The sequence below is a fragment of the Streptomyces sp. NPDC030814 genome (assembly GCF_055572155.1).
Genome location: NZ_JBVIDX010000012.1, coordinates 114,878 through 138,268 on the forward strand (window position 1 = coordinate 114,878; position 23,391 = coordinate 138,268).

The window sequence follows — 23,391 nt, forward strand, 5'->3', positions numbered from 1 at the left end:
CCGCCCACGCACCCCACGGCCCCACCCCCCTGCCGCGCCCGACCGGGGTCGAAGGCGCGGCGGGGGCGAGGAAAGCCACATCAACCGACTGACGGGGGAACCAGGACATGAGTACACGCAAGAAGCCGCACAGCACCGCCGACGACCTCATCCCATGGGTCGTCCCCGGCGTCGCCCTCCTCGCCGGCACCCTCTTCTTCGCCGCCTGGCTCGGCGGCACCCTGGGCGCCGCTCTCACCGGCAACGGCTGGGACCCGCCCCCCTTCACCCTGGACACGATGTCCACCCTCGTGAAGGAGGGCTCGGCCACCGTCTGGCCGACGGCGTCCACCGGCGCGATCACCGCCGGCATCGGCACCGTGTTCGGCGCGGCCGTCGCCCTCCTCGTCACCCCCGTCGTGCTGATCCGCCGCCGGGGAGCGAAGCCCTCCGGTCTGGCCGGCCGCAGGGAGCTCGCCGGTCTCCTGCCGAAGGGTGCCGCCGCCCGAGCCCGCCAGCTCCGCCCGTCCCTGCCGAAGTCGGGCCGCCTCGACCCGGACGACACGGGCAACCTCCTCGGCAACCTGGAACCCGGCGGCCCCGAGCTGCGCAGCAGCTACGAGGACGTGGAACTGGACCTGATGGCACCGCGGGCGGGCAAGTCCACCGGCATCGCCGTCCCGCGCGTGCTGCGCGCCCGCGGCAGTGTCCTGCTGACCTCCAACAAGGCGGACGTCTACAGCGTCACCCGCGCCGAACGCGAACGCGTCGGCACGGTGTGGACCTTCGACCCGCAGGGCATCGCCCACACCCCGCGCGGCCTGTGGTGGGACATGCTCGCCGACGCCGCGACGATCGAGGGCGCCCGCCGGCTGGCCGGGCACTTCGTCGGCGCGGTCAACGACGACGCCTCCAAGCGGGACTTCTGGATCTCGGCGGCCCAGAACACCCTCACGGCCCTGTTCCACGCGGCGAACCGCGGCGGGCGCCAGGTCGGGGAGGTGCTGGCCTGGCTGGCGGACCCGGCCGACCGTACGCCGGTCGACCTGCTCCGGGACGCGGGCATGGCGGCCCTCGCCGACCAGCTCCAGGGCACCGTCCAGGGCGCGGTGGAGACCCGGGACGGCATCTACGAGACGGCCCGCCAGTGCGTGGCCTGCCTGCTCGATCCGGCGATCGCGGCCTGGGTGAGCCCGGACCCGGAACTGCCGCAGTTCCTGCCCGAACGGCACGTCCTGTCCTCGGACACGCTCTACCTGCTCTCCAAGGACGGCGGCGGCTCGGCGGCCGGTGTGATCGCCGCGTGCGCGGACTCCGTGCTGCGCGCGGGTGTCGTCGCCGCCGAGCGGATGGGCGGCCGCCTCGACCCGCCGATGACGGCCGTGCTGGACGAGGCCGCGAACGTCTGCCGCATCTCCGACCTGCCGGACCTGTACTCGCACTTCGGCTCGCGCGGCATCAACGTCGTGACACTGCTGCAGAGTTACCGGCAGGGCACCCGCGTGTGGGGCGACGCGGGGATGGACGCGCTGTGGGGCGCCGCCACCATCAAGCTGCTCGGTGCGGGCCTCGACGACGCGGACTTCGTGGAGAAGGTCTCCCGACTGGTCGGCGAGCACGACGTGTCGACGGTGAGCTACTCCCGCAGCAAGGACGGCAGGTCCCGCTCCACGTCGTATCGCCTGGAACGCATTCTGCCCGCCGACCGCATCCGCGCCCTCCCCAAGGGCACCGCCCTGCTTCTCGCCACCGGTGTGAAGCCCGCCCTCGTCCGGCTGCGCCCCTGGTACGCCGAGCCGGGCGCCGACCGTATCGCCCTGGCCGCCCAGGCCGAGGTCAAGGCCATCACGGCCCGCGCGACGGAGAGCGTCGTGCGATGAGCGCAGGCGAAGACCCCACCGAAGGGAGCACCCCAATGACCACCGCACTGGACCAGTCCGGCACGGAGCCACCCGGCGGCGAACCGTACGGCGTCGAGCCGCCCGGCACGGCACAGTACGGCACCGAGCCGCACGACCTCGACCAGCGGGGTTTCGAGCAACCGCACGCCGCCGCACCGCCGTTCATCCTCTACCTCGACGGTGCCGCGTACGCGGAGGAGATGCGGAGCCTGGCCGTCTGGGTCAGTGATCTGCTGCTCCCCGTGTACGGCCGTGAGGTCAGCTCGCAGCAGCCCTGGTGTCCGCGCTGGTGGGAGCATCTGGAGGCGGTGGCCCGGCTGCACGGCCTGTGGCTGGCCTGGCAGGAGCTCACCGACCCGTCGGCGGGCCTGTCCGGCCCGGCCGTTTGGCACCGGGACCACCTGGGCCCCGTGCTCGCCGAACTCCGCTCCCCCGCGGGCCCGTTCGCGGGCTGCAAGGCGGGCAGTCACCGGGCGAAGCAGCCGCCGGCCGCCGAACCGTACGGGACGGGCCCCTGAACGGCACCACCGGCCTCAATACCCTGGACCGGTGCGCGGTGGATCATCGCGCGACCGGCAGCGGGAACGCGGTCCCGGCCACTGCCGTACGCGGGTTCCCGGACACACCGACGGCCGCCGTCGCGCGGCCGACAGGAGAAACACCATGAGCACTCCCACCCACCCGACCGACCCCAGCAAGCCCACCAACCCGACCCTCCGGTACTTCGAGGACGTCGTCGACTGGCGCCACCGGCGGGCCGGGCGGGCGCACACGCTGGTGCGTGCCGTCCACTCCACCGCCACGGGGCGGGTCGTCGCGGTCGTGTCCGAGCTGGCGAGCAACCCCGACGACCGGGGCATCACCGACGACTTCGGCAGCGTCGCGGACGCCGTGCTGCCCGCGCTGCGGCGGGAGTTCGGCACCGAGCCGGTCGAGGTCTTCTGGATCGCCCACTTCGGCGCGTTCTCCTACCACGACCCGACCGGGCCGGAGTCCTTCACCCAGATCCTGCTGACGGCGGGCCCGACCGGCCACGTCGACGACCTGGCGGGCGACCGGACGTTCACCGTCCGGGACGTCGAGGAGCTCCTCGGCCGTGAACTCGAACCGGTCGACCGGGTGCTCGCCCGTATCGACCACGAAGCGACCCGGGGGTGAGCCTGCGATGACCGAGCACGTGTCGGGGCGGGACGTCCTGCGCCAGGCGAAGGAGTTGTACGCGCCCTACCGGGACGCCGTGGCCCCGACAGGGCAGCGGGTGGCGATCATCCGGTTCCAGCCGGCGGAGAACGATCCGCCGGACTGGAAGATCAAGCTGGAGGCGTCGAAGGTCTCCGCCGAGCAGAAGGTGAAGAGCTTCGAGCACCTCGGCTTCCAGGCGGACCATGTGGTGATGCCGCCGGGCACCACGCGTGCGCAGTTCGCGGAGGTGCTGGAGCGGGCCAACCAGGATCCGCAGACCCGCGCGATCATCGTGCAGTTCCCGCCGCCGGCCCATCTTCAGCCGCTGGTGCAGCGGATGGACCCGGCGAAGGACATCGACGCGCTCACCAAGGGCCGCTCGCCCTACAACGCGTGTGCCACGGCCGAGGGCATCTGCCGGGTGGTGGAGCCGTTCGCCAAGGACGACCCGGTGATCGCGGTGGTCGGCAGCAAGGGGTTCGTCGGGCAGGGCGTCGTCACCACGCTGCGCGAGCAGGGGCACCGGCTGATGGAACTCGACGCCGGTGACGACCTGCGGCGGGTGCGCGACGCCGACATCGTCGTCTCCGTCACCGGCAACCCCGGCATCCTCGGCCCCGACCACCTCCGCCCCCACCACCGGCTCGTCGTCGACTCCGGGTTCGTACCTCAGGCGGACGGCAGCGTGAAGGGTGACGTCCAGCGGGCGGCGTACGACATCCCGCAGCACCTCACGCCGGTGCCTGGTGGCATCGGTCCGGTCGAGATGGCCACGCTCATGGAACGCGTCGTCCGCCGCGAGGTCGACCCCGAGGCGCCCACCTGGAAGGTGGAGCCCCGCCCGTACCTCACGAAGGAGCAGCTCACTCAGGGTCCTCAGGAAGCACCGCGCGCCACGGTGACGGCGGCCCAGCCCGCGCCGAGCCTGCAGGGGGGCGAGCGGGCGGTGGGCGAGCGGGCGGTGGGCGAGCCGACGTCGGGGCAGCAGACGCCTGGCCGGTCCACGCCCGGTGGGCCGGTGGCAGGGCAGCAGACGCCTGGCCGGCAAGGATCCGGCCCTCAGGTGTCGGGGCAGCAGACATCCGGGGGGCAAGCGGCGGGGCCGCAGGTTTCCGGACCCCAGGCGTCCGCCAATCCGATCGCGCAGGCCGCCAGACTCCGTACCGGGGCCGGGCACGGGGGTGTCGGCCCCGGTACGGTCAATCCGACCGCCGGGCCGTCCGGACCGGCCCGCGCCCAACTGCCCGTCCCACCGAAGCCACCGGCGCCCGGAGGTCCGGGCCGCTGACCGCCGAGCGGCGAGCGGCCGGCCTCGACCACCGAGCGCAGGCCGCTCGCTCGCTGAGCAGCGCACCAGCCCGCATCACGCGCGCCCCGCGGGGCGCGGCCCCGCCGCCCCCGCACCACACCGTGCACCCCGCCGCCGTAGGAGCCCGAGCACGTCATGCAGCCGCACACCTCCCCGCCCCGTGACTCGACGCCCTCCCCCTCCTCCCGGCCCCCTGTCCCGTCGCCGGACTCAGCGCCCCGCGACGCGACGCCCCCGCACTCCTCGCCCCGCCACGCCCTGTCCTGCGATGCCCCACCCTTCGGCCCGCTCCCGCCCGGCGGCTTCCCGCTCCCCTCGGCCGGGCGGATCGCCGCCGCCGTGCGGGCGGGTGAGGCGCGGGCCGTCGATGTCGTCGGGGAGTGTCTCGCCCGGATCGAGGCGGCGGAGCCCACGCTGCACGCCTTCGTGGAGGTGTGGGCCGAGGACGCGCTGCGGCGGGCGGCCGAGGTGGACGAGCGGGTGGCGGCCGGTGAACCGCTGCCGCTGGCCGGCGTGCCGATCGGGGTGAAGGGCCGGTCGGGGCTGCGCGCGGCACCGGCGCGGGCGCTGGTCGCGGCGGGCTGCGTCCCCGTCGGGGCGACCTCCGTGCCCGGTCGCGGCACCCCGTGGCAGACGTGGGGCCTCGGCGCCGGCGGCCGGACCGTCAACCCCTGGCGGCCCGACCGGACACCGGGCGGCTCCTCGGCCGGTTCCGCGGCGGCGGTGGCCGCCGGCCTGGTGCCGATGGCCACCGGGACCGACGGCGCCGGGTCCGTGCGCATCCCGGCCGCGTGGTGCGGTGTCGTCGGCCTGAAGACCACGAACGGGCATCTGCCGTCCGCCGACCGCACGGGGCTGGCGGCGCCCGGCGTCCTCACCCGGTACGCGGCGGACGCGGCGGCGTACTGGCGCTGTGTGCGGGGTGCGGAGGTCGGGCCAGCCGAGCCGGTGGAAGGGCCGCGGTCCCGCGCCGGTGGCCGTGGCGACGGCCCGCTCGGCGCTGACGCCCCGTTCCCGGTCACCGCCGTCTGGTCGGCCGACCTCGGCTTCGCCGACACCGACCCCGGCCCCGCCGCGATCGCCCACGCCGCCGCGCTCCGCCTCGCGGACGCCGGCCGCCTCCACCTCGTACGGCCCGACCAGCCCGTACACCTGGAGGACCCGGCCCCGGCCTGGCTGGCCCTGCGCGGCACGTCCACCCCGGACACCCCGGCCGAGCGCACCGCCGCCCGAGCGCTCCGCGCCGAGAACGACCGCCGGCTCGCCGCGCTCTTCACCGGCGCCGATCTGCTCCTGACCCCGGCCACCCCCAACGTCCCGCACGGCCACGAAGGCCCCGGTGACCGTTACTCCACGGCCCTCACCTGGGCGTTCAACCTCAGCGGTCACCCTGCCCTGAGCCTTCCGGCGGGCTTCGCCTCCGACGGCTGCCCGGTCGGCCTGCAGCTGGTGGCCCGGCACGGTGAGGAGGAGCTGCTGCTGCGCGTGGCGGGTGCCGCCGAAGCCGTCCGCGCCTGACCGGGCCCCCTGGGCCGTCCCGCCCACACCTCACCCGGCGCCCCGGCGCAGCCGCTACGTCGTGATGTCCCGGGTCGTGAACCTCGCCCAGGCCGCCGAGCCGAACACCGCCGCGTACAAGGCCTGGAGGCCGAGGTTGCGTTGGAGTTCGTCCCAGTAGACCGGCTCGCGCATGAGGTCGGCGAAGGACAGCCAGTAGTGGGAGAACAGGTACGGGTGGAGGACGTCGAGCTGCGGGATCTGGTCGAGGATCTGGACGGTGATGAGCAGCCCGACCGTGGTCGCCATCGCGGCGATGCCGCTGTTGGTGAGGGTCGAGACGAAGAGCCCCAGCGCGGCGATCCCGATCAACGACGCGGCCACCGCCAGCGCGATCAGCAGCGCCCGGAAGAGCCCCTCGCCGAAGCTGATGCGGGTCCCGGAGATCGTCGTCACCTCGCCGAGCGGGAACAACAGCGCCCCCACGGCCAGCGCGGAGGCCGCCACGACCAGGGTCGCGACCAGGCAGAACGTCATCGTCGTGGCGTACTTGGTGAGCAGCAGCCGGGTGCGGCCGGCCGGCACGACGAGCAGATAGCGCAGGGTGCCCGCCCCCGCCTCGCCGGCGATCGCGTCCCCCGCGACGACGCCGACCGCCATCGGCAGGAAGAAGGGGAGCGTCGCGGCCAGCGCCGTGAACACCAGGAACAGCCCGTTGTTGGTGATCTGCGCGATGAACGCCGGGCCCTCGCCGCCGCCCCCGCCACCACCGCCCGGACCGCCGCCGATCGACGACCCGTCGCCGGTCTCGATCCTCACGGCGATCCCGACGAGAACCGGAACGGCCGCGAGTACGGCGAGCAGCGCGAGTGTCCGCCACCGCCGGAAAGTGGTGGTCAGCTCACTGCGGTACAGCCCGAACGTCCACAGGGGGCTCGGTGCCCTGCCCGCCGCCGCAGCAGCTGCTGCTGCTGCCGAGGGGGCCGCGGCGGGAGTGGTGACCGTGTTCTCAGCCCGCGACATCGAAGCCCTCCCCTGTCAGCGCCACGAACGCGTCCTCCAGGGAGGCGCGTTCGAGGCCGAAGCCACGTACGCGGACGCCTGCGGTGACCAGCGCCGCGTTCAGCTCGGCGAGGTCGCGGTCCGGTGGTTCCCCGGTCACCCGGTCCTCCGTCGTCACGACGTCACCGACCCCCTGCTCCTTGAGCACCCGGGCGGCGTCCGCCGCGTCGGGCGTGGTGACGACGAGCCGTCCCCGTGCCCCCGCGGCCAGTTCGGCGACCGGGCCCTGGGTGATCAGCCGTCCCTGGGCCATGACGGCGGCATGGGTGCACACCTGCTCGATCTCGTCGAGCAGGTGTGAGGAGAGGAAGACGGTGGTGCCGTCGGACGCCAACTCGCGTACCAGGGCGCGGATCTCCCGCATGCCCTGCGGGTCGAGCCCGTTGGTCGGCTCGTCGAGGACGAGGAGGCGGCGCGGTCTCAGCAGCGCCGCGGCGAGGCCCAGCCGCTGTTTCATGCCCAGCGAGTAGGCCTTGGACTTCTTGCCGGCGGCGGCCGTGAGTCCGACCCGGTCCAGTGCGGCCCCGACGCGGGCGCGCCGGGTGCGGGGGTCGGCGGTCGGGTCGGCGGCGTCGTACCGGAGCAGGTTGTCGCGGCCGGAGAGGAACCCGTACAGCGCGGGCCCCTCGATGAGGGCGCCGACCTGCGGCAGGACGGTCCGGGCGGCACGCGGCATGGGCCTGCCGAGGACCTCGGCGGTGCCCGAGGTCGGCTCGATCAGGCCCATGAGCATGCGGATCGTGGTGGTCTTGCCCGAGCCGTTGGGGCCGAGGAAGCCGAAGACGCTGCCCGCCGGGACGGTCAGGTCGAGGCCGTCCACGGCGAGCTGCCCGCCGCGGTAGCGCTTGGTGAGCGCGCGGGTGGCGATCACCGCCGTACCGGCGTCCGTGCTGCCGCCCATGGCCGAGTCCGGGTGCGGGGCCGGGTCCGCGGCGGGCAGTTCCTGCATGGGCTCCCTCATTCGCGCACGGGCGTACGGCGTACGGGCCTACTTGGCCGCGTCGGCCGCCTTCACCAGCGCGTCCTTGGTGACGGCGCCCGCGTACACCTTGCCGTCGTCGGTGAACAGGACGTTGATCAGGCGGGTCTTGAAGACCGTACCGGAGCCGAAGTCGCCCTTGACCTGGTCACCGAGGGAGTTCAGGAATCCGTCGACGCGGCTGTCACCGGACGACTCGGAGCCGCCGGTGGGCATGCCGCCCTCGGCCCCGCTGTCGAACTCGGCGATGGTGCTCCAGCCCTTGCCGATGGTCTTCAGTCCGTCGAGTCCGCTCGCGAACTCCTCCTCGGCCGCGCCGGCCTCCTCGCGGGCCGTGCCCCTGCCGAACCCGTCGACCTCGTTGCCGTGGTGGTCGGACTCCTCCATCTCGTCGGCGTCGGTGACCTTCGCGCCCTTCGGCGGGGTGAAGTCGAAGGTGGAGGCGCTCGGCTTGCCGAAGTCGACCTGAGTGAAGCCGGCGTCCACGACGGCGGAGCCGCCGCTCGCCGGGGTCAGCGTGAACTTCAGGGGCAGCCCCGTCTTAGCGTCGACGGCGATCGAGATCGCGCCGATCGTCGAACCGGACTGCTTGGGCGCGATCACCAGCTTGTACGCGTCCCGCCCGGCGACCTGAGCCGTCCCGTCGACGGTCACGGACGTGGTGTCGTCGACGGCCTTCAGGGCCTCCTCGGCCAGCTTCTGAGGCGTGGCGGGCACATCCTCGGGAACGTCCTCGCGGCCCTTGTCGTGCTTGCCGCCCTTGCCCTCCTCGCCGGCGCCGGTCGCGTGGTACACCTCGTTCGAGGCGCTGTCGTACGCCCACACGTCGTCGCCGTTGTGGATGAGGCTGTACTCCGCGGCATCGTCCAGCAGGGACAGCTTCTGCTTGTCGGGGCCGTCGGCGGCGATCCGCAACGTGTGGGTGCCGGAGGCGAGTTCGAGCAGTTTCGAGGACGGGTCGGCGGAGGAGCCGCCGCTGCCGGAGTCGCCCTGGGCCCCCAGGCTGTCGGCGAGACCGCCCAGGTCGGGCAGTCCCAGATCCGTGGTGATCTTCACCGTGCCGGACACCCGCTGTACGTCCGAGGCGGCGATCTTCTCGATGAGTTCCTGCGCGCTGATCTTCGGCAGATCGGGGTCGCCGGAGCCGGCGAAGGCCGGGACGAGCCCGATGGTCGCGGCCGCCACGCCCAGCACGGTGACCGGAACGACGTACCGCGCGGCCTTGCGGCGTCGCGCCGAACGCGTCTCCTCGGCCTCGGCCGCGAGCACGGCCGCGTCACCGGCGCGGGCGCTGTCGTCGGATTCGTACGGTGCCATGTGTGCCTTACCTCCGTCGTCGGCGGCGGCATCCACTTAGAGCCGCCATTCTCACCCGAATCGGTGAGGAGTGGTGATACCCATCTGACCAAATCGGCCGAGGGGAATCGTCAGACTCGGGGCGCAACTCCGCGTACTGCTACGGGATGACATGGCGGAGTGCTTCGGGATGACATGGGCTGACGGTGCCCGGGGGAACCCGTAGGGGTCGGGGTCCGGCCCGTCCGGCGTCCGGGGCCGGAGGGCGAAGTCCGGAGGCTGAACGCCGGAGGGCGAAGTCCGAAGGCTGAACGCCGGAGGGCGGCGAGGAGGGTCTGGGGGCTCAGCCCCCAGAAGGGTCACACCGGCGGCGGGCGCCCAGGGGGTGTGGTGAAAGTCCAGTGCGGTGCCCGCGGTGTCCGGTGCGTGGCCTCGGCGTGCCGGACGAAGGCCCTCGTAGCGGCGCTACGTGGGTCTTTGGCCGGTGCGGCGAGGGTGCGTGCCGGGCGCCGCGGGTGCTGTGCGGGACTTTCACAACACCCCCTAGCCGGCCCGGTGCACCACCGCGTCGCACAGCTCGACCAGCGCCTCCTTGGCGCCGCACTGCGGCAGGGGTGCCAGTACCGCACGCGCCTCCTCCGCGTACCGCACGGTGTCCCGGCGAGCCTGTTCCAGCGCGGGGTGCACCCGGAGCCGGGCCAGTGCCTCGGCGTGGCGCGCGTCGTCGGTGAGGTCGGAGTCGAGCAGCTCGCAGAGGGCGATGTCGTCGGGCTCGCCGAGCCGTCCCGCCCGCTCGCGGAGCCGCAGCACCGGCATGGTGGGCACGCCCTCGCGGAGATCGGTACCGGGGGTCTTGCCGGACTCGTGCGAGTCGGAGGCGATGTCGAGGACGTCGTCGGCGAGCTGGAAGGCGACCCCGAGGCGCTCCCCGTACTGGGTGAGGATGTCGACCACGGTCTCGTCGGCGCCGGCCATCAGCGCGCCGAGCCGTCCGGCGACGGCGACCAGCGACCCGGTCTTGCCGCCCAGCACGTCGAGGTAGTGATCGATGGGGTCCCGGCCGTCGCGCGGCCCCGCGGTCTCCAGGATCTGCCCGGTGACGAGCCGCTCGAAGGCCTCGGCCTGGATGCGGACGGCGTCGGGGCCGAGGTCGGCGAGGACGTGGGAGGCCCGGGCGAAGAGGAAGTCGCCGGTCAGGACGGCCAGGGAGTTCCCCCAGCGCGCGTTGGCGCTGGGCACGCCCCGGCGGACCTCGGCCTCGTCCATGACGTCGTCGTGGTACAGCGTGGCGAGATGCGTCAGCTCGACGACCACGGCCGACGGGACGACCCCGGGCGCGTACGGGTCGCCGAACTGGGCCGCGAGCATCACGAGCAGCGGACGGAACCGCTTCCCGCCCGCGCGCAGCAGATGCTGGGCGGCCTCCTGGATGAAGGGGACCTCGCTCTTGGTTGCCTCGAGCAAACCCTCTTCGACGGCAGCCAATCCGGCCTGGACATCGGCTTCGAGAGCCTGGTCCCGCGCGCTCAGCCCGAACGGCTCGACGACGGTCACGAGGGTTCTCCTGTCTGCTGACGTCTGCTGACGATCACACGGTCGGTCTAGGTCGGTCTCACGGTCGATGACACAGTTTGTCGATCTGTCGCTGCCATCACCCGAGTCAGCGTATCCGGTCACCTTTCGATCACCACGAGCGCCCACGGGTTCGACCCGGACAACACGGATCGACGTCCGAAATATTCCTGATCAGCGGATATGCCCGTATATCCCATGGTGCCCGTACGGCATACGGGACGCACCCTGCCCAGACACGGACCCCGCCCCCGCCCGGACATCCGCGCGACCGAGAGGACCACTCGAGCCGCCCAGGCCGCCCAAACCCTCCGAGCCGCCCAGGCCACCCAAACCCTCCGAGTCACCCAAGCCCTTCAAGCCACCCAAGCCCTTCAAGCCACCCAAGCCCTTCAAGCTGCCCAAGCCGTCCAAGCCCTCCGAGCCGCCCGAGCCACCCGAGGGGTCCACGATTGACCGAAATCCACCCCTGTGCACCACTCTCGGACCACTTCCGCACATCACCCCAAACCACCCTTTCAGGCAACCCGAGTTGACCGTTTTGCGCGTTACTCCCACTTCACCCGACTTCTCCCGTGAGTTGAGTCACGCACACCGAATACGACACCCCCTCACGCCTGACCCGGTTTCCCTTTGCAGTAGGCAAGTTGAATCCCGCACAGCACACAAACCGGGCGCGCATTTCGGGCAAACTCAAGGTCAACTACACCCATATGCGGATTCGGGGCTTGTTCCCGTCGTGTGCTCTCGCATACGTTCACACCCCGTCCGGACGGACCGCCGAATCCTGCCGCCGCCCGGACTCCCCACCCGACCACTCGACCACGCACGGCAGGAGCGGGGGACCCAGGTAAGCCGCCGGTCCGGCCTTCCCCACCGGACCGGCTCGGGGTGAAGCCACGCACGGAACACCGGCGCGCGCCGCACGCACAGCGCACGCCGGGCGGCCGAGCATGGCCGGGCACCTCCCGCCCGAACCCGACAGCTCACCTCGCAGGCGACGGAGAGGAATCCGCCATGCCCGGACGAGGCAAGCATCGCCGTCCCAGAACCAACCCCCTTACTCGCGGCATCGTCGCCGCCGGCACGGGCGGGGCCGCCCTCGTGCTGCCGCTCACCGCGGTCGGCACCGCGAGCGCCGCCCAGCCGACCCAGGCCGCCGCCTCCGTGCAGTCGGCCCCGCGGTCCGCGCCGACCGTCGTCCTGCCCAGGTCCGTCACCTACACCGTGGCCTCGGGTGACACGCTCTCCTCGATCGCACGGAAGTGCGGTGTGCGCGGCGGCTGGCAGCGGCTCTACAAGGACAACCGCAGGGCCGTCGGCGACAACCCCGGGCTGATCCACCCGGGCCTGAAGCTGAAGATGCGGGCGACGAAGAAGACCGGCGCCGCGAAGACGACCGGTACGACGAAGAAGCCGGCGTCCACGAGCAAGACGGCCGGCACGGTGGCCCAGGCCACACCGGTGTCCGCCACGACGTACCCGAACAACCTCGACGGCTGGATCCGGGAGGCGCTGGACATCATGGCGCGCAACGGGATCCCCGGCTCGTACGACGGCATCTACCGCAACATCATGCGGGAGTCCTCGGGCAACCCCCAGGCCATCAACAACTGGGACTCCAACGCCGCCGCGGGCACTCCGTCGAAGGGTCTGCTCCAGGTCATCGACCCGACCTTCGCGGCGTACCACGTCCCCGGCACCGCGAACGACCCGTTCGACCCGGTCGCGAACATCGTGGCGGCGTGCAACTACGCCGCCGCGCGGTACGGCTCGATCGACAACGTCTTCGGCGCGTACTGAGCCCGCCGGGGCCCTCGCCCCTTGCCTGTTCCCCCCGGGTCACCGACCCGGGGGGAACAGGCGCTCAGGCGAACAGCCTCTCCAGCACCACCGCGATCCCGTCGTCCTCGTTCGAGAGGGTCACCTCGTCGGCCACGGCCTTGAGTTCGGGGTGGGCGTTGGCCATGGCGACCCCGTGCGCGGCCCAGTCGAACATGGGGATGTCGTTGGGCATGTCACCGAAGGCGATGGTCTCGCCCGGGGTGAGGCCGAGATGCTCGGCGGCCAGGGCGAGACCGGTGGCCTTGGTGATGCCGCACGGCTGGAGTTCCACGGTGCCGGGCCCCGACATGGTGACCGTCGCCAGCGAACCGATCGCCATGCGCGCCGCCGAGGCCAACTCGTCGTCGGACAGATACGGGTGGCGCAGCAGCACCTTGCTGATGGGCTCGCACCACAGGTCGTCCCGGCGCGGTACGCGCAGGGCGGGCAGCGTGGGGTGCGGCATGAGGTAGCCGGGCTCGATCAGGGTGAGGCCGTCGACCCCGTCCTGGTCCACGGCCGCGTACACCTGCCCCACCTCGGCTTCGATCTTGCCGAGCGCCGTCTCGGCGAGCTCCCGGTCGAGGGTGACGGACCACAGCAACCGGTCCGCGCCGGGGTCGTACAACTGCGCGCCCTGCCCGCACACCGCGAGCCCCCTGCTGCCGAGGTCGTCGAAGAGGGGGCGCACTCTGGGCGCCGGCCGTCCCGTCACCACGAGGTGCTGAGCACCGGCCTCCGTGGCCTGCGCCAATGCGGCGAAGGACCGGTCGGAGAGCGTGTCGTCACTGCGCAGGAGCGTTCCGTCCAGGTCAGTGGCGATGAGTGAATATGCGGTGGGAGCGGCCATGATCAGAGAATACGGATGCCCAACCCCATCGGTTCGCCCCGAACCAGCCGAGGTCAACTCCCTTTTCCCGAAACACTGTTCACCGAAGTGCCGCCGACGACACCTTCGGGGACGCCGGGAACCGGGGTCCGCGGACGCGCGGACCCGCGGACGCGCGGACGCGCGGACCCGCAGCACCGCAGCCCCCGGCCCCCGGCGGCCCCCGGCCCCCGGCCCCCAGGCCCCTTCTACCCGTGCGCCCCCGCCAGGTGCCGAGCCAGCCGGGGCGAGGCGAACTCCGTCCCGCACACGAACCGCATCACCGGCCCGTACGAGGCCGCCGCGGGCAACCCCGTGAAGTACAACCCGGGGATCGACGACCGGAACCCCGCCCCCAGCACCGGCGTCCCCCGGCTCACCTCCAGCTCCGTTCGCAGCTCGTGCCCGAGGAAGCCCATCGCCCCGACGTCCACCCGGTACCCGGTCGCCGCGATGACATGATCGGCCGCCATCTCCTCCGGACGCCCGTCGTGCCCCCGCACCACCAGCCGCGGCCCCCCGTCGATGATCCCGCCGCGCACCACCCGGTCGACCTCCCGCACCTCGACCTGCCCCTCGAACCGCTCCCGCAGCCACCACGCCCCGAGCGGCCCGAGCACCCGACGGACCAGGTAGTGCCGCGCCTCGGCGGGCAGATACCGGTACGGATGCGGGTAGTAGCTGAGCGCCCAGAGCGACCAGGCCCGCCCGAACGGCGACTCCGGCCGCAGCCGTGGCTGCTTCCACGGCGGCGCCCCGAACGCCACAGCGCCCCGGCCGCGCGCGACCACCCGTACCCGGGCCCCCGCCTCGGCCGCCAGTACGGCCGTCTCCAGTGCGGACTGCCCCGCCCCCACGACGATCAGTTCCTTGCCGGCGAACCTCCCGAGGTCGTGGTGCTGGGAGCTGTGGGAGACCGGCCCGCCGGGTGTGGGCCCGTCGCCGGCCGCACCCGCCAGCTCGGGCGGCACATGCGCGAGCCCGAACAGTCCGCTGGCCACCACGACGGCCCGCGCGGTGAACGACTCCCCCGAGTCCAGCTTCAGTTCGAAGCCGCCGTCCTTGCCGCGGTCCACGGAGACGACGCGCACCCGCTCCAACTCGGGCACGAGCCGCTGCTGGAACCACTCGCCGTAGGAGATGAAGGTCTCCACGGGGATGATGTCCTCGTCCGTCACCAGCCGCCGGATGCCCGCCGCGTCGCAGTAGTCGCGCAGGGTGTTGCCGCGCTGCGGCGCGTCGATGCTGGACGCGGCCGGCGTCGACTTCAGGAGCATCCCGGCGGGCATGCCGTCGCGCCAGCTGACCATGGGTTCGCCGAAGACGCGGACGGGAATGCCGCGTGCCCGCAGATGGGCGGCGGTGGACAGACCGAACGGTCCGGCGCCGATGACTGCTACCGGTTGAATCACGAAGTCCCTCCCCAGGACGCGATGTGCCTACTTCGTGTGCTGCCTAGTGCCGGCCGAAGCGGCTGCCCCGACCTGTCCGAGCGCCCCGACCCCCCAGTCGGACCCGGCTGAACCAGTTGGACCGACTGGACCCATGGGACCGATGGGACCGATGGGACCGATGGGACCGCCACAGTTGATAGAGATGCTTTGCGCCCGGCCGCACAAAGCGCGCGAGCATCGTGAGGAACGGCAGCGGGTCGTCACCCGCGAGCCAGGCCAGCTCCGTACCGTTCGCTCGCGCGGGCGCGTGCGGAGTGGTGTACCCGCTGCGCCGGTAGGCGAGCAGGGCCGGCAGGTCGATGTTCTCCACGATGTACCGCCGCCCGGCGAGTTGTTCCCCCTCCGGCACCGGACGTCCGGTCAGATCCAGATGCATGGCGCGCACGACATCGATCCCGGCCTCGTTCTCGAAGATCCGGAACTGCGCGCCCATCCGGGGATTGAAGTCGAGCAGCTTGTACCGCCCGTCCCTCCGGTCGAAGCGCAGATCGAGGTCGATGACACCGCTGAAGCCGATCTGCTTGATGAAACGTGCCGCGATGTCCGCCAGTTCCGGGTTGTCGACTATGTACGCGTTCGCCGTCATCCCGGCGTGCGGCGGCCACGAGCGCACCTTCACCCCGGTGAACATCGCGAGCGGCGTGGACTCCGCGTCGAAGTACGCGTGCACGATCCAGTCCTCGGCGTCCTCCCTGGGCAGATACTCCTGGAGGATCACCCCCGGCCGCTCGCCCCACCCGCGGGCCAGCCGCAGCAGCGCCTCCGCGCTCCCGATCCGGGTCGTCCCGTTGACCGCGGGCTGCCGGCGCCGCTCGAACGCCTCCCGGTTCTTCGCCACCACCGGAAAGCGCGCCCGTCGCGCGAACCGCTCGACCTCCTCGTACGACTGCGGAAAGGCGGCGGCGGGACTGGCGACCCCGTGCTCGACGCACAGCTCGTGCAGCCCCTGCTTGCTGGCGAGCCGACGGGGCAGCTTGGCGTCGACACGCGGAAACAGGAACACCGCCCCCAACACGTCCTGGTGTTCGGCGATGAGCACCGCGGCCTCTTCGTCGGTCGGCACGAGAACGCTCGGCCGCCCGATCCTCCGCCCGATCCTGAGCAGCCCGTCCACCAGCAGTTGGGGCTCTTCGGTCCCGGTGGTGGGCCACACGAACGCCCGCCGCAGATACCGCGAGAGGGCGGCCGGCGTGTAACGGTCCTCGGTGATCGCATACATGGGCACGCCGAGCCGCCCGAGGCTGCGGATCGCCCCGACACCGCCGTGGTGCAGCGGATAGTCACCGAACTTGACGATGAGCCCCGGGACGTTCCGATCCACCTGGATCGGCGCACGCCCGGCACCCCTGGCCACGGGTCCCCCCACGTGTCCCCCTTACCGGACCCGGACCCACCCCGTCCGTGCCCCCACAGGACGCTAAGCCGGAATCATCTACTCCGACCCTCCCCTATCAGGACATTGCGAACTCTTTAGACACTCCCCGTTCCCGTCATCGCCCCGTAACGTGTGCCGCGACCAGACGGAACGACGGCACGCACGAGAGCGAGGCAGCACCCCATGCCCCCCTTCGACGTCCCCGAAGGCCACCCCTTCGGGCCGCACAACCTCCCCTATGGCGTCTTCTCCCTCTCGGACTCCGACACCCGCACCGTCGGCGTCCGCCTGGGCGACCACGTCCTCGACGCGGCGGCGGCCGCCCACGCCCTGGGCTCCCCGTACGCCGCCCTGCTCGCCCACCCCACCCTCAACCCCCTCCTCGCCGCGGGCCGCACCGCCTGGTCGGACGTCCGCCGAGCCCTCACGGCCTGGGTGACGGTCCCCTCCCACCGCGAGACGATCAGCCCCTTCTTCCACCCCCTCGACTCCGTCACCCTTCACCTCCCCTTCGAGGTCGCCGACTACGTCGACTTCTACGCCTCGGAGAACCACGCCCGGAACGTCGGCCAGATCTTCCGCCCCGACTCTCCGGACCCTCTGACCCCCAACTGGAAGCACCTGCCCATCGGCTACCACGGCCGGTCCGGCACCGTTGTCGTCTCCGGTACCGACGTGGTACGCCCCTGCGGCCAGCGCAAAGCCCCCGCCGACCCGGCCCCCGTCTTCGGCCCCTCGATCCGCCTCGACATCGAAGCGGAAGTCGGCTTCGTCGTGGGGACCCCCTCACGCATGGGCCACCCGGTCGGTCTCTCCGGTTTCCGGGACCACGTCTTCGGCCTCACCCTCCTCAACGACTGGTCCGCCCGCGACCTGCAGGCCTGGGAGTACGTCCCCCTGGGCCCCTTCCTCGGCAAGTCCTTCGCCACGTCCGTCTCGCCCTGGATCACGCCCCTCGACGCCCTCGACGAGGCCCGGGTGAGTCCACCGCCCCGCACCCACGACCTCCTCCCCTACCTGGACGACTCCACCGAGGACCCCGGGGGCTACGACCTCCACATCTCCGTGGCCGTCAACGGCCACGTGGTCTCGGAGCCCCCCTTCTCCACCATGTACTGGTCCGCCGCCCAGCAGTTGGCCCACATGACCGTCAACGGCGCCTCGCTGCGCACCGGCGACCTCTACGGCTCCGGCACGGTCAGCGGCCCCGAGGCACACCAACGCGGCTCCCTCCTGGAACTCACCTGGAACGGGCGAGACCCCCTGGACCTCCCCACGGGCAAGCGCACGTTCCTGGAGGACGGCGACGAGGTGACCCTCACGGCCTGGGCCCCCGGCCCGAACGGCACGCGGGTCGCGTTGGGCGAGGTGACGGGCAGGATCGTCCCGTCGACCACCCCGTAGGAGCCGCAGCCCGAGGAGACGGCCGGAGCCACGACGGTCCGGCCGCCCTCGGACGAGGGCCGTCCCCCGTCCGCCGACGTCTCTCCCGTCCCCCTACGCCCAGTCGTCGTGCTCCGGTCCCGGCTCGTCGTCCGGCCAGTCGAAGGAGCTGTTCGCGTCCCCGGCGCCCGCGTCATGCTCCGGGCCGGCCGCCGCTGCGGAGGCAGCAGGCGTGCCCCCGGACGAGTCGCCGGAGGCGCCGCCGCTGAGGGAGGCGAGCACTCCGAGGACACCCTCGCCGTACGTCGCCAGCTTCTTCTCGCCGATGCCACTGATGGTGCCGAGTTCGGCCACGGACGCCGGGCCGACCGAGGCGATCTCCCGGAGGGTGGCGTCGTGGAAGATCACATATGCCGGGACGCCCTGTTCGCGAGCCTGCTCGGCCCGCCACGCCCGCAACGCCTCGAAGACGGGCAGCAGTTCCTCCGGCAGTTCGGCGACGGCGGCCTTGGCCTTCCGCTCGCCCCGCCCGGAGCCCGACGAACCCGCGCCGGAACCCGAGCCCGCCCCCGACGCCGACCGCGAGGTCACCGGCTTCTTCGGCTCCTTGCGCAGCGCGACCTCCCGCTCCCGCCGCAGCACCGCCCCGCTCGCCTCGGTGAGCACCAGCGTGCCGTACTCGCCCTCGACCGCGAGCAGCCCCTGGGCGAGCAACTGCCGTACGACACCGCGCCATTCGCCCTCCGACAGCTCCGCACCGATGCCGAAGACGGACAGCTGGTCGTGGTCGAACTGGATGACCTTGGCGGTCCGCTTCCCCAGCAGGATGTCGACGATCTGCACGGCCCCGAACTTCTGCCCTCGCTCCCGCTGCAGCCGCACCACCGTGGAGAGCACCTTCTGCGCCGCGACGGTGCCGTCCCAGGTCTCCGGTGGTACGAGGCAGGTGTCGCAGTTGCCGCAACCGCCGGGGGCCGGTTCCTGGCCGAAGTAGCGCAGGAGCTGCCCTCGCCGGCACTGGGCGGTCTCGCAGAGCGCCAGCATGGCGTCGAGGTGGGCGGCGGCCCGGCGGCGGAACGCCTCGTCGCCCTCTGAGCCCTGGATGAGCTTGCGCTGCTGTATGACGTCGTTCAGCCCGTACGCCATCCATGCCGTGGAGGGCAGCCCGTCGCGTCCGGCACGACCGGTCTCCTGGTAGTAGCCCTCGACCGACTTCGGCAGGTCCAGGTGGGCGACGAACCGTACGTCGGGCTTGTCGATGCCCATCCCGAAGGCGATCGTGGCGACGACCACGAGCCCTTCCTCACGCAGGAACCGCGCCTGGTGTGCCGCGCGGATGCCCGCGTCGAGCCCGGCGTGGTACGGCACCGCCGTGATGCCGTTGCCGTTCAGGAACTCGGCCGTCCGCTCGACGGAGTTGCGGGACAGGCAGTAGACGATGCCGGCGTCACCCGGGTGCTCCTGCCGCAGGAAGGCCAGCAACTGCTTCTTCGGGTCGGCCTTGGGCACGATCCGGTACTGGATGTTGGGCCGGTCGAAGCTGGCCTCGAAGTGCCGGGCCTGCGGCATGGCGAGCCGCTCGGTGATCTCCCGGTGGGTGGCGCGGGTGGCGGTGGCGGTGAGCGCGATGCGCGGTACGTCGGGCCAGCGCTGCCCCAGCAGGGACAGGGTCAGATAGTCGGGCCGGAAGTCGTGCCCCCACTGGGAGACGCAGTGCGCCTCGTCGATCGCGAAGACGGAGATCTTGCCGCGGGCGAGCAGATCGAGGGTGGCGTCGAGGCGCAGCCGCTCCGGGGCGAGGTACAGCAGGTCGAGTTCGCCCGCGAGGAACTGTGCCTCGACGACGCGCCGCTCGTCGAAGTCCTGCGTGGAGTTGATGAACCCGGCTTGCACACCCAGGGCCCGCAGTGCGTCCACCTGGTCCTGCATCAGGGCGATCAGGGGGGAGACCACGATGCCCGTTCCCGGGCGGACCAGGGCCGGGATCTGGTAGCAGAGCGATTTGCCGCCGCCGGTCGGCATGAGGACGACGGCGTCACCGCCCGCCACCACATGGTCGATGATCGCTTTCTGCTCACCCCGGAAGGCGTCGTACCCGAAGACCCGGTGGAGCACGGCCAGCGCTTCGCTGTCCGTCGGCCGCCCCTCGCTCGCGTCCGGCCATGGGGTCGTCGGGGCGGCCTCGCCGTCGTCCGGCGCTGCCGTCGTCATGCCCTCGTCCGCCATCACACTCGTCCCGCCCGTCCCGATCATCGTCCGTCCCCCGTGCCTGCGTGCCCCGCGCCTCGTGCCCCGCGTCGTTCGTGGTTCCTCCAGCCCCTGCCACGATAGGCGCCCGCACCGACAGCCTCAGAGTTATCCACAGGCTCCCTCCTTCGGAGTCCGCCACGTCCCGTCTCCCGAGCCCGCGGAGTCCGCGCCACACACACGGCGGGACCCGACCCCCCGAGGGCCGGGTCCCGTCGTCGTCTCGCCGCCGAGCCGGGCGTCAGCGCACGAACACTCCCGCCTGGCTCGCCAGGTCCAGGAAGTACTGCGGCGCCACGCCCAGGACGAGCGTGACGGCCACACCGACCCCGATCGCGGTCATGGTCAGCGGTGACGGCACGGCGACCGTCGGTCCCTCGGGGCGCGGCTCGCTGAAGAACATCAGCACGATGACGCGGATGTAGAAGAACGCGGCGATCGCCGACGAGATCACACCGACCACGACGATCGCGCCCGCGCCGCCCTCCGCGGCCGCCTTGAACACGGCGAACTTGCCCGCGAACCCGGAGGTCAGCGGAATGCCCGCGAAGGCCAGCAGGAACACCGCGAACACGGCCGCGACCAGCGGTGACCTGCGTCCGAGGCCGGCCCACTTGGAGAGGTGGGTCGCCTCGCCGCCCGCGTCCCGCACCAGCGTCACCACGGCGAACGCGCCGATCGTGACGAACGAGTAGGCGCCCAGGTAGAACAGCACCGAGGAGACGCCGTCCGGCGAGGTCGCGATGACACCGGCGAGGATGAAGCCCGCGTGCGCGATCGACGAGTACGCGAGCAGTCGCTTGATGTCGGTCTGGGTGATGGCGACGATCGCGCCGCCCAGCATGGTGACGATGGCGACGGCCCACATGACCGGCCGCCAGTCCCAGCGCAGGCCGGGCAGGACGACGTACAGCAGCCTGAGGAGCGCGCCGAACGCCGCCACCTTCGTGGCCGCGGCCATGAAGCCGGTGACCGGGGTGGGCGCGCCCTGGTAGACGTCGGGCGTCCACATGTGGAACGGCACCGCGCCGACCTTGAACAGCAGGCCCATGACGACCATGGCGGCGCCGATGAGAAGCAGCGCGTCGTTGCCCATGGTGCCGGCGAGTGCCGGGGTGACCTCCCCGATGGTGCCGTCGACGACCCGGGCGATCGTGCCGTACTTCACCGAGCCCGCGTAGCCGTACAGCAGGGCGATGCCGAAGAGGGTGAAGGCGGAGGCGAAGGCGCCGAGGAGGAAGTACTTGACGGCGGCTTCCTGTGACATGAGCCGCTTGCGGCGGGCCACGGCGCACAGCAGGTACAGCGGGAGCGAGAAGACTTCCAGGGCGATGAACAGGGTCAGCAGGTCGTTCGCCGCGGGGAAGATCAGCATGCCGCCGATGGCGAAGAGCAGCAGCGGGAACACCTCTGTGGTGGTGAAGCCCGCCTTGACGGCGGCCTTCTCGCTGTCGCTGCCGGGTACGGACGCGGCCTGCGCGGCGAAGGAGTCGACCTTTTTGCCGTGCGCGGCGGGGTCGAGGCGCCGTTCGGCGAAGGTGAAGACGCCGAGGATGCCGGCGAGGAGGATCGTGCCCTGGAGGAACAAGGCCGGTCCGTCGACGGCGACGGCGCCCATCGCGACGATGCCCGACTTGGTCGTGGCGTATCCGCCCGCCGCGAGCGCGATCACCGCGGCGAAGGCGGCGGCGAGCGCGACGACGGACAGGAAGACCTGAGCGTGGTAGCGGATCTTGCGGGGGACGAAGGCCTCGATCAGTACCCCGAGGATCGCCGCCCCGATGACGATCAAGGTGGGCGACAGTTGCCCGTATTCGATGTCCGGCGCGCCGATCTTGTCGATCGGGTCGGCCGCCGTTGTCCACAGGCTGTGGACGGCTGATGCGCTCACTTGGCCGCCTCCACCTCGGGCTGGGGGTCCTTCTTCTCTACGTCGGACAAGGTCTGCTTGACCGCCGGGTTGACGATGTCGGTGACCGGTTTCGGGTAGACGCCCAGGAAGATCAGCAGAACGATCAGCGGGGCGACCACGACGAGTTCCCGCACCCTCAGATCGGGCATGCCCTCGACCTCGGCCTTCACCGGGCCCGTCATCGTCCGCTGGTAGAGGACGAGGGTGTAGAGCGCGGCGAGGACGATGCCGACGGTGGCGATGATCCCGATGACCGGGTAGCGCGCGAAGGTGCCGACCAGGACGAGGAACTCACTGACGAAGGGGGCGAGCCCCGGCAGCGACAGGGTGGCGAGACCCCCGATCAGGAAGGTGCCGGCGAGCACCGGGGCGACCTTCTGCACCCCGCCGTAGTCGGCGATGAGCCGCGATCCGCGCCGGGAGATCAGGAAGCCGGCGACCAGCATCAGGGCCGCGGTGGAGATGCCGTGGTTGACCATGTAGAGCGTCGCGCCCGACTGGCCCTGGCTGGTCATCGCGAAGATGCCCATGATGATGAACCCGAAGTGCGAGATCGACGCGTAGGCGACCAGTCGCTTGATGTCGCGCTGGCCGACCGCGAGCAGCGCCCCGTAGATGATGCTGATGAGGGCGAGGACGAGAATCGCGGGCGTCGCCCACGTGCTGGCCTCCGGGAACAGCTGGAGACAGAAGCGGAGCATCGCGAAGGTGCCGACCTTGTCGACGACCGCCGTGATCAGTACGGCGACCGGGGTCGTGGACTCCTGCATGGCGTTGGGCAGCCAGGTGTGCAGCGGCCACAGCGGCGCCTTCACCGCGAAGGCGAAGAAGAACCCGAGGAACAGCCACCGCTCGGTGCTGGTCGCCATGGACAGGGAGCCGTTGGCGCGGGCCTCGGCGATCTCCGTGAGGGAGAAGGTCCCCGCGACGACGTACAGGCCGATGACCGCGGCCAGCATGATCAGGCCGCCGACCAGGTTGTAGAGGAGGAACTTGACGGCCGCGTACGACCGCTGGGTGGCCGCCGCCTTCTCGCCGTGCTCGTGGGCACGGTCTCCGAAGCCGCCGATGAGGAAGTACATCGGGATGAGCATGGCTTCGAAGAAGATGTAGAAGACGAAGACGTCGGTGGCCTCGAACGAGATGATCACCATCGCCTCGACGAGCAGGATCAGCGCGAAGAAGCCCTGGGTGGGCCGCCACCGCTTGCTGCCTGTCTCCAGGGGGTCGGCGTCGTGCCAGCCCGCGAGGATGATGAACGGGATCAGCAGCGCGGTGAGCGCGATCATCGCGACCGCGATGCCGTCCACGCCCAGGTCGTACCGGACCCCGAAGTCCTTGATCCAGGCGTGGGATTCGGTGAGCTGGTAGCGGTCGCCGTCGGGGTCGAAGCGGACGAGGACGACCGCGGCGAGTACGAGTGTGGCCAGCGAGACGATCAGCGCCAGCCATTTCGCTGCGGTCCGCCGGGCGGCCGGTACGGCGGCCGTGGCGATCGCCCCCAGGGCCGGGAGCACCGCCGTCGCTGTCAGCAGAGGAAAGGACATCGGT

General features: G+C 71.8%; 17 protein-coding genes. 7 read left to right on the forward strand and 10 right to left on the reverse strand.

The genetic code is table 11. The features are described from left to right. The first annotated feature begins 107 nt into the window (after window positions 1-107). The 5 genes from ACZ43N_RS24985 to ACZ43N_RS25005 all read left to right on the forward strand — a co-directional run bounded on the left by ACZ43N_RS24985 (window position 108) and on the right by ACZ43N_RS25005 (window position 5,889). Window positions 108-1,859, forward strand: a complete 1,752-nt coding sequence (locus ACZ43N_RS24985; RefSeq protein ID WP_468100480.1) for a type IV secretory system conjugative DNA transfer family protein — start codon at window positions 108-110, stop codon at window positions 1,857-1,859. 221 nt (window positions 1,860-2,080) lie between these two features. Then, complete coding sequence (locus tag ACZ43N_RS24990) at window positions 2,081-2,398, forward strand: DUF4913 domain-containing protein (protein WP_468100697.1); 318 nt, start codon at window positions 2,081-2,083, stop codon at window positions 2,396-2,398. 145 nt (window positions 2,399-2,543) lie between these two features. Then, on the forward strand, window positions 2,544-3,038 hold the full coding sequence (locus tag ACZ43N_RS24995) for a hypothetical protein (RefSeq protein WP_468100482.1): 495 nt from the start codon (window positions 2,544-2,546) through the stop codon (window positions 3,036-3,038). A 7-nt stretch (window positions 3,039-3,045) separates the two neighbouring features. After that, window positions 3,046-4,350, forward strand: coding sequence for a tetrahydrofolate dehydrogenase/cyclohydrolase catalytic domain-containing protein (locus tag ACZ43N_RS25000; RefSeq protein ID WP_468100483.1), 1,305 nt, complete (start codon window positions 3,046-3,048; stop codon window positions 4,348-4,350). A gap of 156 nt (window positions 4,351-4,506) precedes the next feature. Next, the gene (locus ACZ43N_RS25005) at window positions 4,507-5,889 is read left to right on the forward strand and encodes an amidase (protein ID WP_468100484.1); all 1,383 of its coding nucleotides are present in this window, start codon (window positions 4,507-4,509) and stop codon (window positions 5,887-5,889) included. A 54-nt stretch (window positions 5,890-5,943) separates the two neighbouring features. On the opposite strand, the gene ACZ43N_RS25010 is transcribed toward ACZ43N_RS25005, so the two are convergent. The 4 genes from ACZ43N_RS25010 to ACZ43N_RS25025 form a co-directional block, all read right to left on the reverse strand. Further along, complete coding sequence (locus ACZ43N_RS25010; protein ID WP_468100485.1) at window positions 5,944-6,891, reverse strand: ABC transporter permease; 948 nt, start codon at window positions 6,889-6,891, stop codon at window positions 5,944-5,946. Further along, window positions 6,878-7,879, reverse strand: coding sequence for an ABC transporter ATP-binding protein (locus tag ACZ43N_RS25015; RefSeq protein WP_468100487.1), 1,002 nt, complete (start codon window positions 7,877-7,879; stop codon window positions 6,878-6,880). The genes ACZ43N_RS25010 and ACZ43N_RS25015 overlap by 14 nt, the downstream gene beginning before the upstream one ends. A 39-nt stretch (window positions 7,880-7,918) precedes the next feature. Then, window positions 7,919-9,226 (reverse strand): LolA family protein, encoded by a 1,308-nt coding sequence (locus ACZ43N_RS25020; RefSeq protein WP_468100488.1) that lies wholly within the window; start codon window positions 9,224-9,226, stop codon window positions 7,919-7,921. Between the two features lie 522 nt (window positions 9,227-9,748). Continuing rightward, window positions 9,749-10,759 (reverse strand): polyprenyl synthetase family protein, encoded by a 1,011-nt coding sequence (locus ACZ43N_RS25025; RefSeq protein ID WP_468100489.1) that lies wholly within the window; start codon window positions 10,757-10,759, stop codon window positions 9,749-9,751. 1,035 nt (window positions 10,760-11,794) lie between these two features. Here ACZ43N_RS25025 and ACZ43N_RS25030 point away from each other — a divergent pair. Continuing rightward, window positions 11,795-12,580: a transglycosylase SLT domain-containing protein gene (locus ACZ43N_RS25030; RefSeq protein ID WP_468100491.1), complete on the forward strand. Its 786-nt coding sequence runs from the start codon at window positions 11,795-11,797 to the stop codon at window positions 12,578-12,580. A 64-nt stretch (window positions 12,581-12,644) separates the two neighbouring features. On the opposite strand, the gene ACZ43N_RS25035 is transcribed toward ACZ43N_RS25030, so the two are convergent. From ACZ43N_RS25035 to ACZ43N_RS25045, 3 genes are all read right to left on the reverse strand, one after another. Further along, the gene (locus tag ACZ43N_RS25035) at window positions 12,645-13,451 is read right to left on the reverse strand and encodes an HAD family hydrolase (RefSeq protein ID WP_468100493.1); all 807 of its coding nucleotides are present in this window, start codon (window positions 13,449-13,451) and stop codon (window positions 12,645-12,647) included. Between the two features lie 227 nt (window positions 13,452-13,678). Then, entirely contained in the window at window positions 13,679-14,881 is a 1,203-nt protein-coding gene (locus tag ACZ43N_RS25040) for an NAD(P)-binding domain-containing protein (protein ID WP_468100494.1), read from the reverse strand. Window positions 14,882-14,924: 43 nt separating this feature from the next. Then, window positions 14,925-16,289, reverse strand: a complete 1,365-nt coding sequence (locus ACZ43N_RS25045; protein ID WP_468100496.1) for a carboxylate--amine ligase — start codon at window positions 16,287-16,289, stop codon at window positions 14,925-14,927. A 192-nt stretch (window positions 16,290-16,481) separates the two neighbouring features. On the opposite strand from ACZ43N_RS25045, the gene fahA reads away from it, so the two are divergent. After that, window positions 16,482-17,702 carry a fumarylacetoacetase gene (gene fahA, locus ACZ43N_RS25050; protein ID WP_468100498.1) on the forward strand — a complete coding sequence of 407 codons (1,221 nt, stop codon included), beginning with the start codon at window positions 16,482-16,484 and terminating at the stop codon, window positions 17,700-17,702. 93 nt (window positions 17,703-17,795) lie between these two features. Here the strand turns inward: fahA and recQ are convergent, their stop codons facing one another. The 3 genes from recQ to ACZ43N_RS25065 form a co-directional block, all read right to left on the reverse strand. Further along, on the reverse strand, window positions 17,796-19,934 hold the full coding sequence (recQ, locus tag ACZ43N_RS25055; protein ID WP_468100499.1) for a DNA helicase RecQ: 2,139 nt from the start codon (window positions 19,932-19,934) through the stop codon (window positions 17,796-17,798). Window positions 19,935-20,169: 235 nt separating this feature from the next. Further along, the gene (nuoN, locus tag ACZ43N_RS25060) at window positions 20,170-21,819 is read right to left on the reverse strand and encodes an NADH-quinone oxidoreductase subunit NuoN (protein WP_468100501.1); all 1,650 of its coding nucleotides are present in this window, start codon (window positions 21,817-21,819) and stop codon (window positions 20,170-20,172) included. Next, window positions 21,816-23,387, reverse strand: a complete 1,572-nt coding sequence (locus ACZ43N_RS25065) for an NADH-quinone oxidoreductase subunit M (RefSeq protein WP_468100503.1) — start codon at window positions 23,385-23,387, stop codon at window positions 21,816-21,818. The genes nuoN and ACZ43N_RS25065 overlap by 4 nt, the downstream gene beginning before the upstream one ends. Window positions 23,388-23,391: the final 4 nt, after the last annotated feature.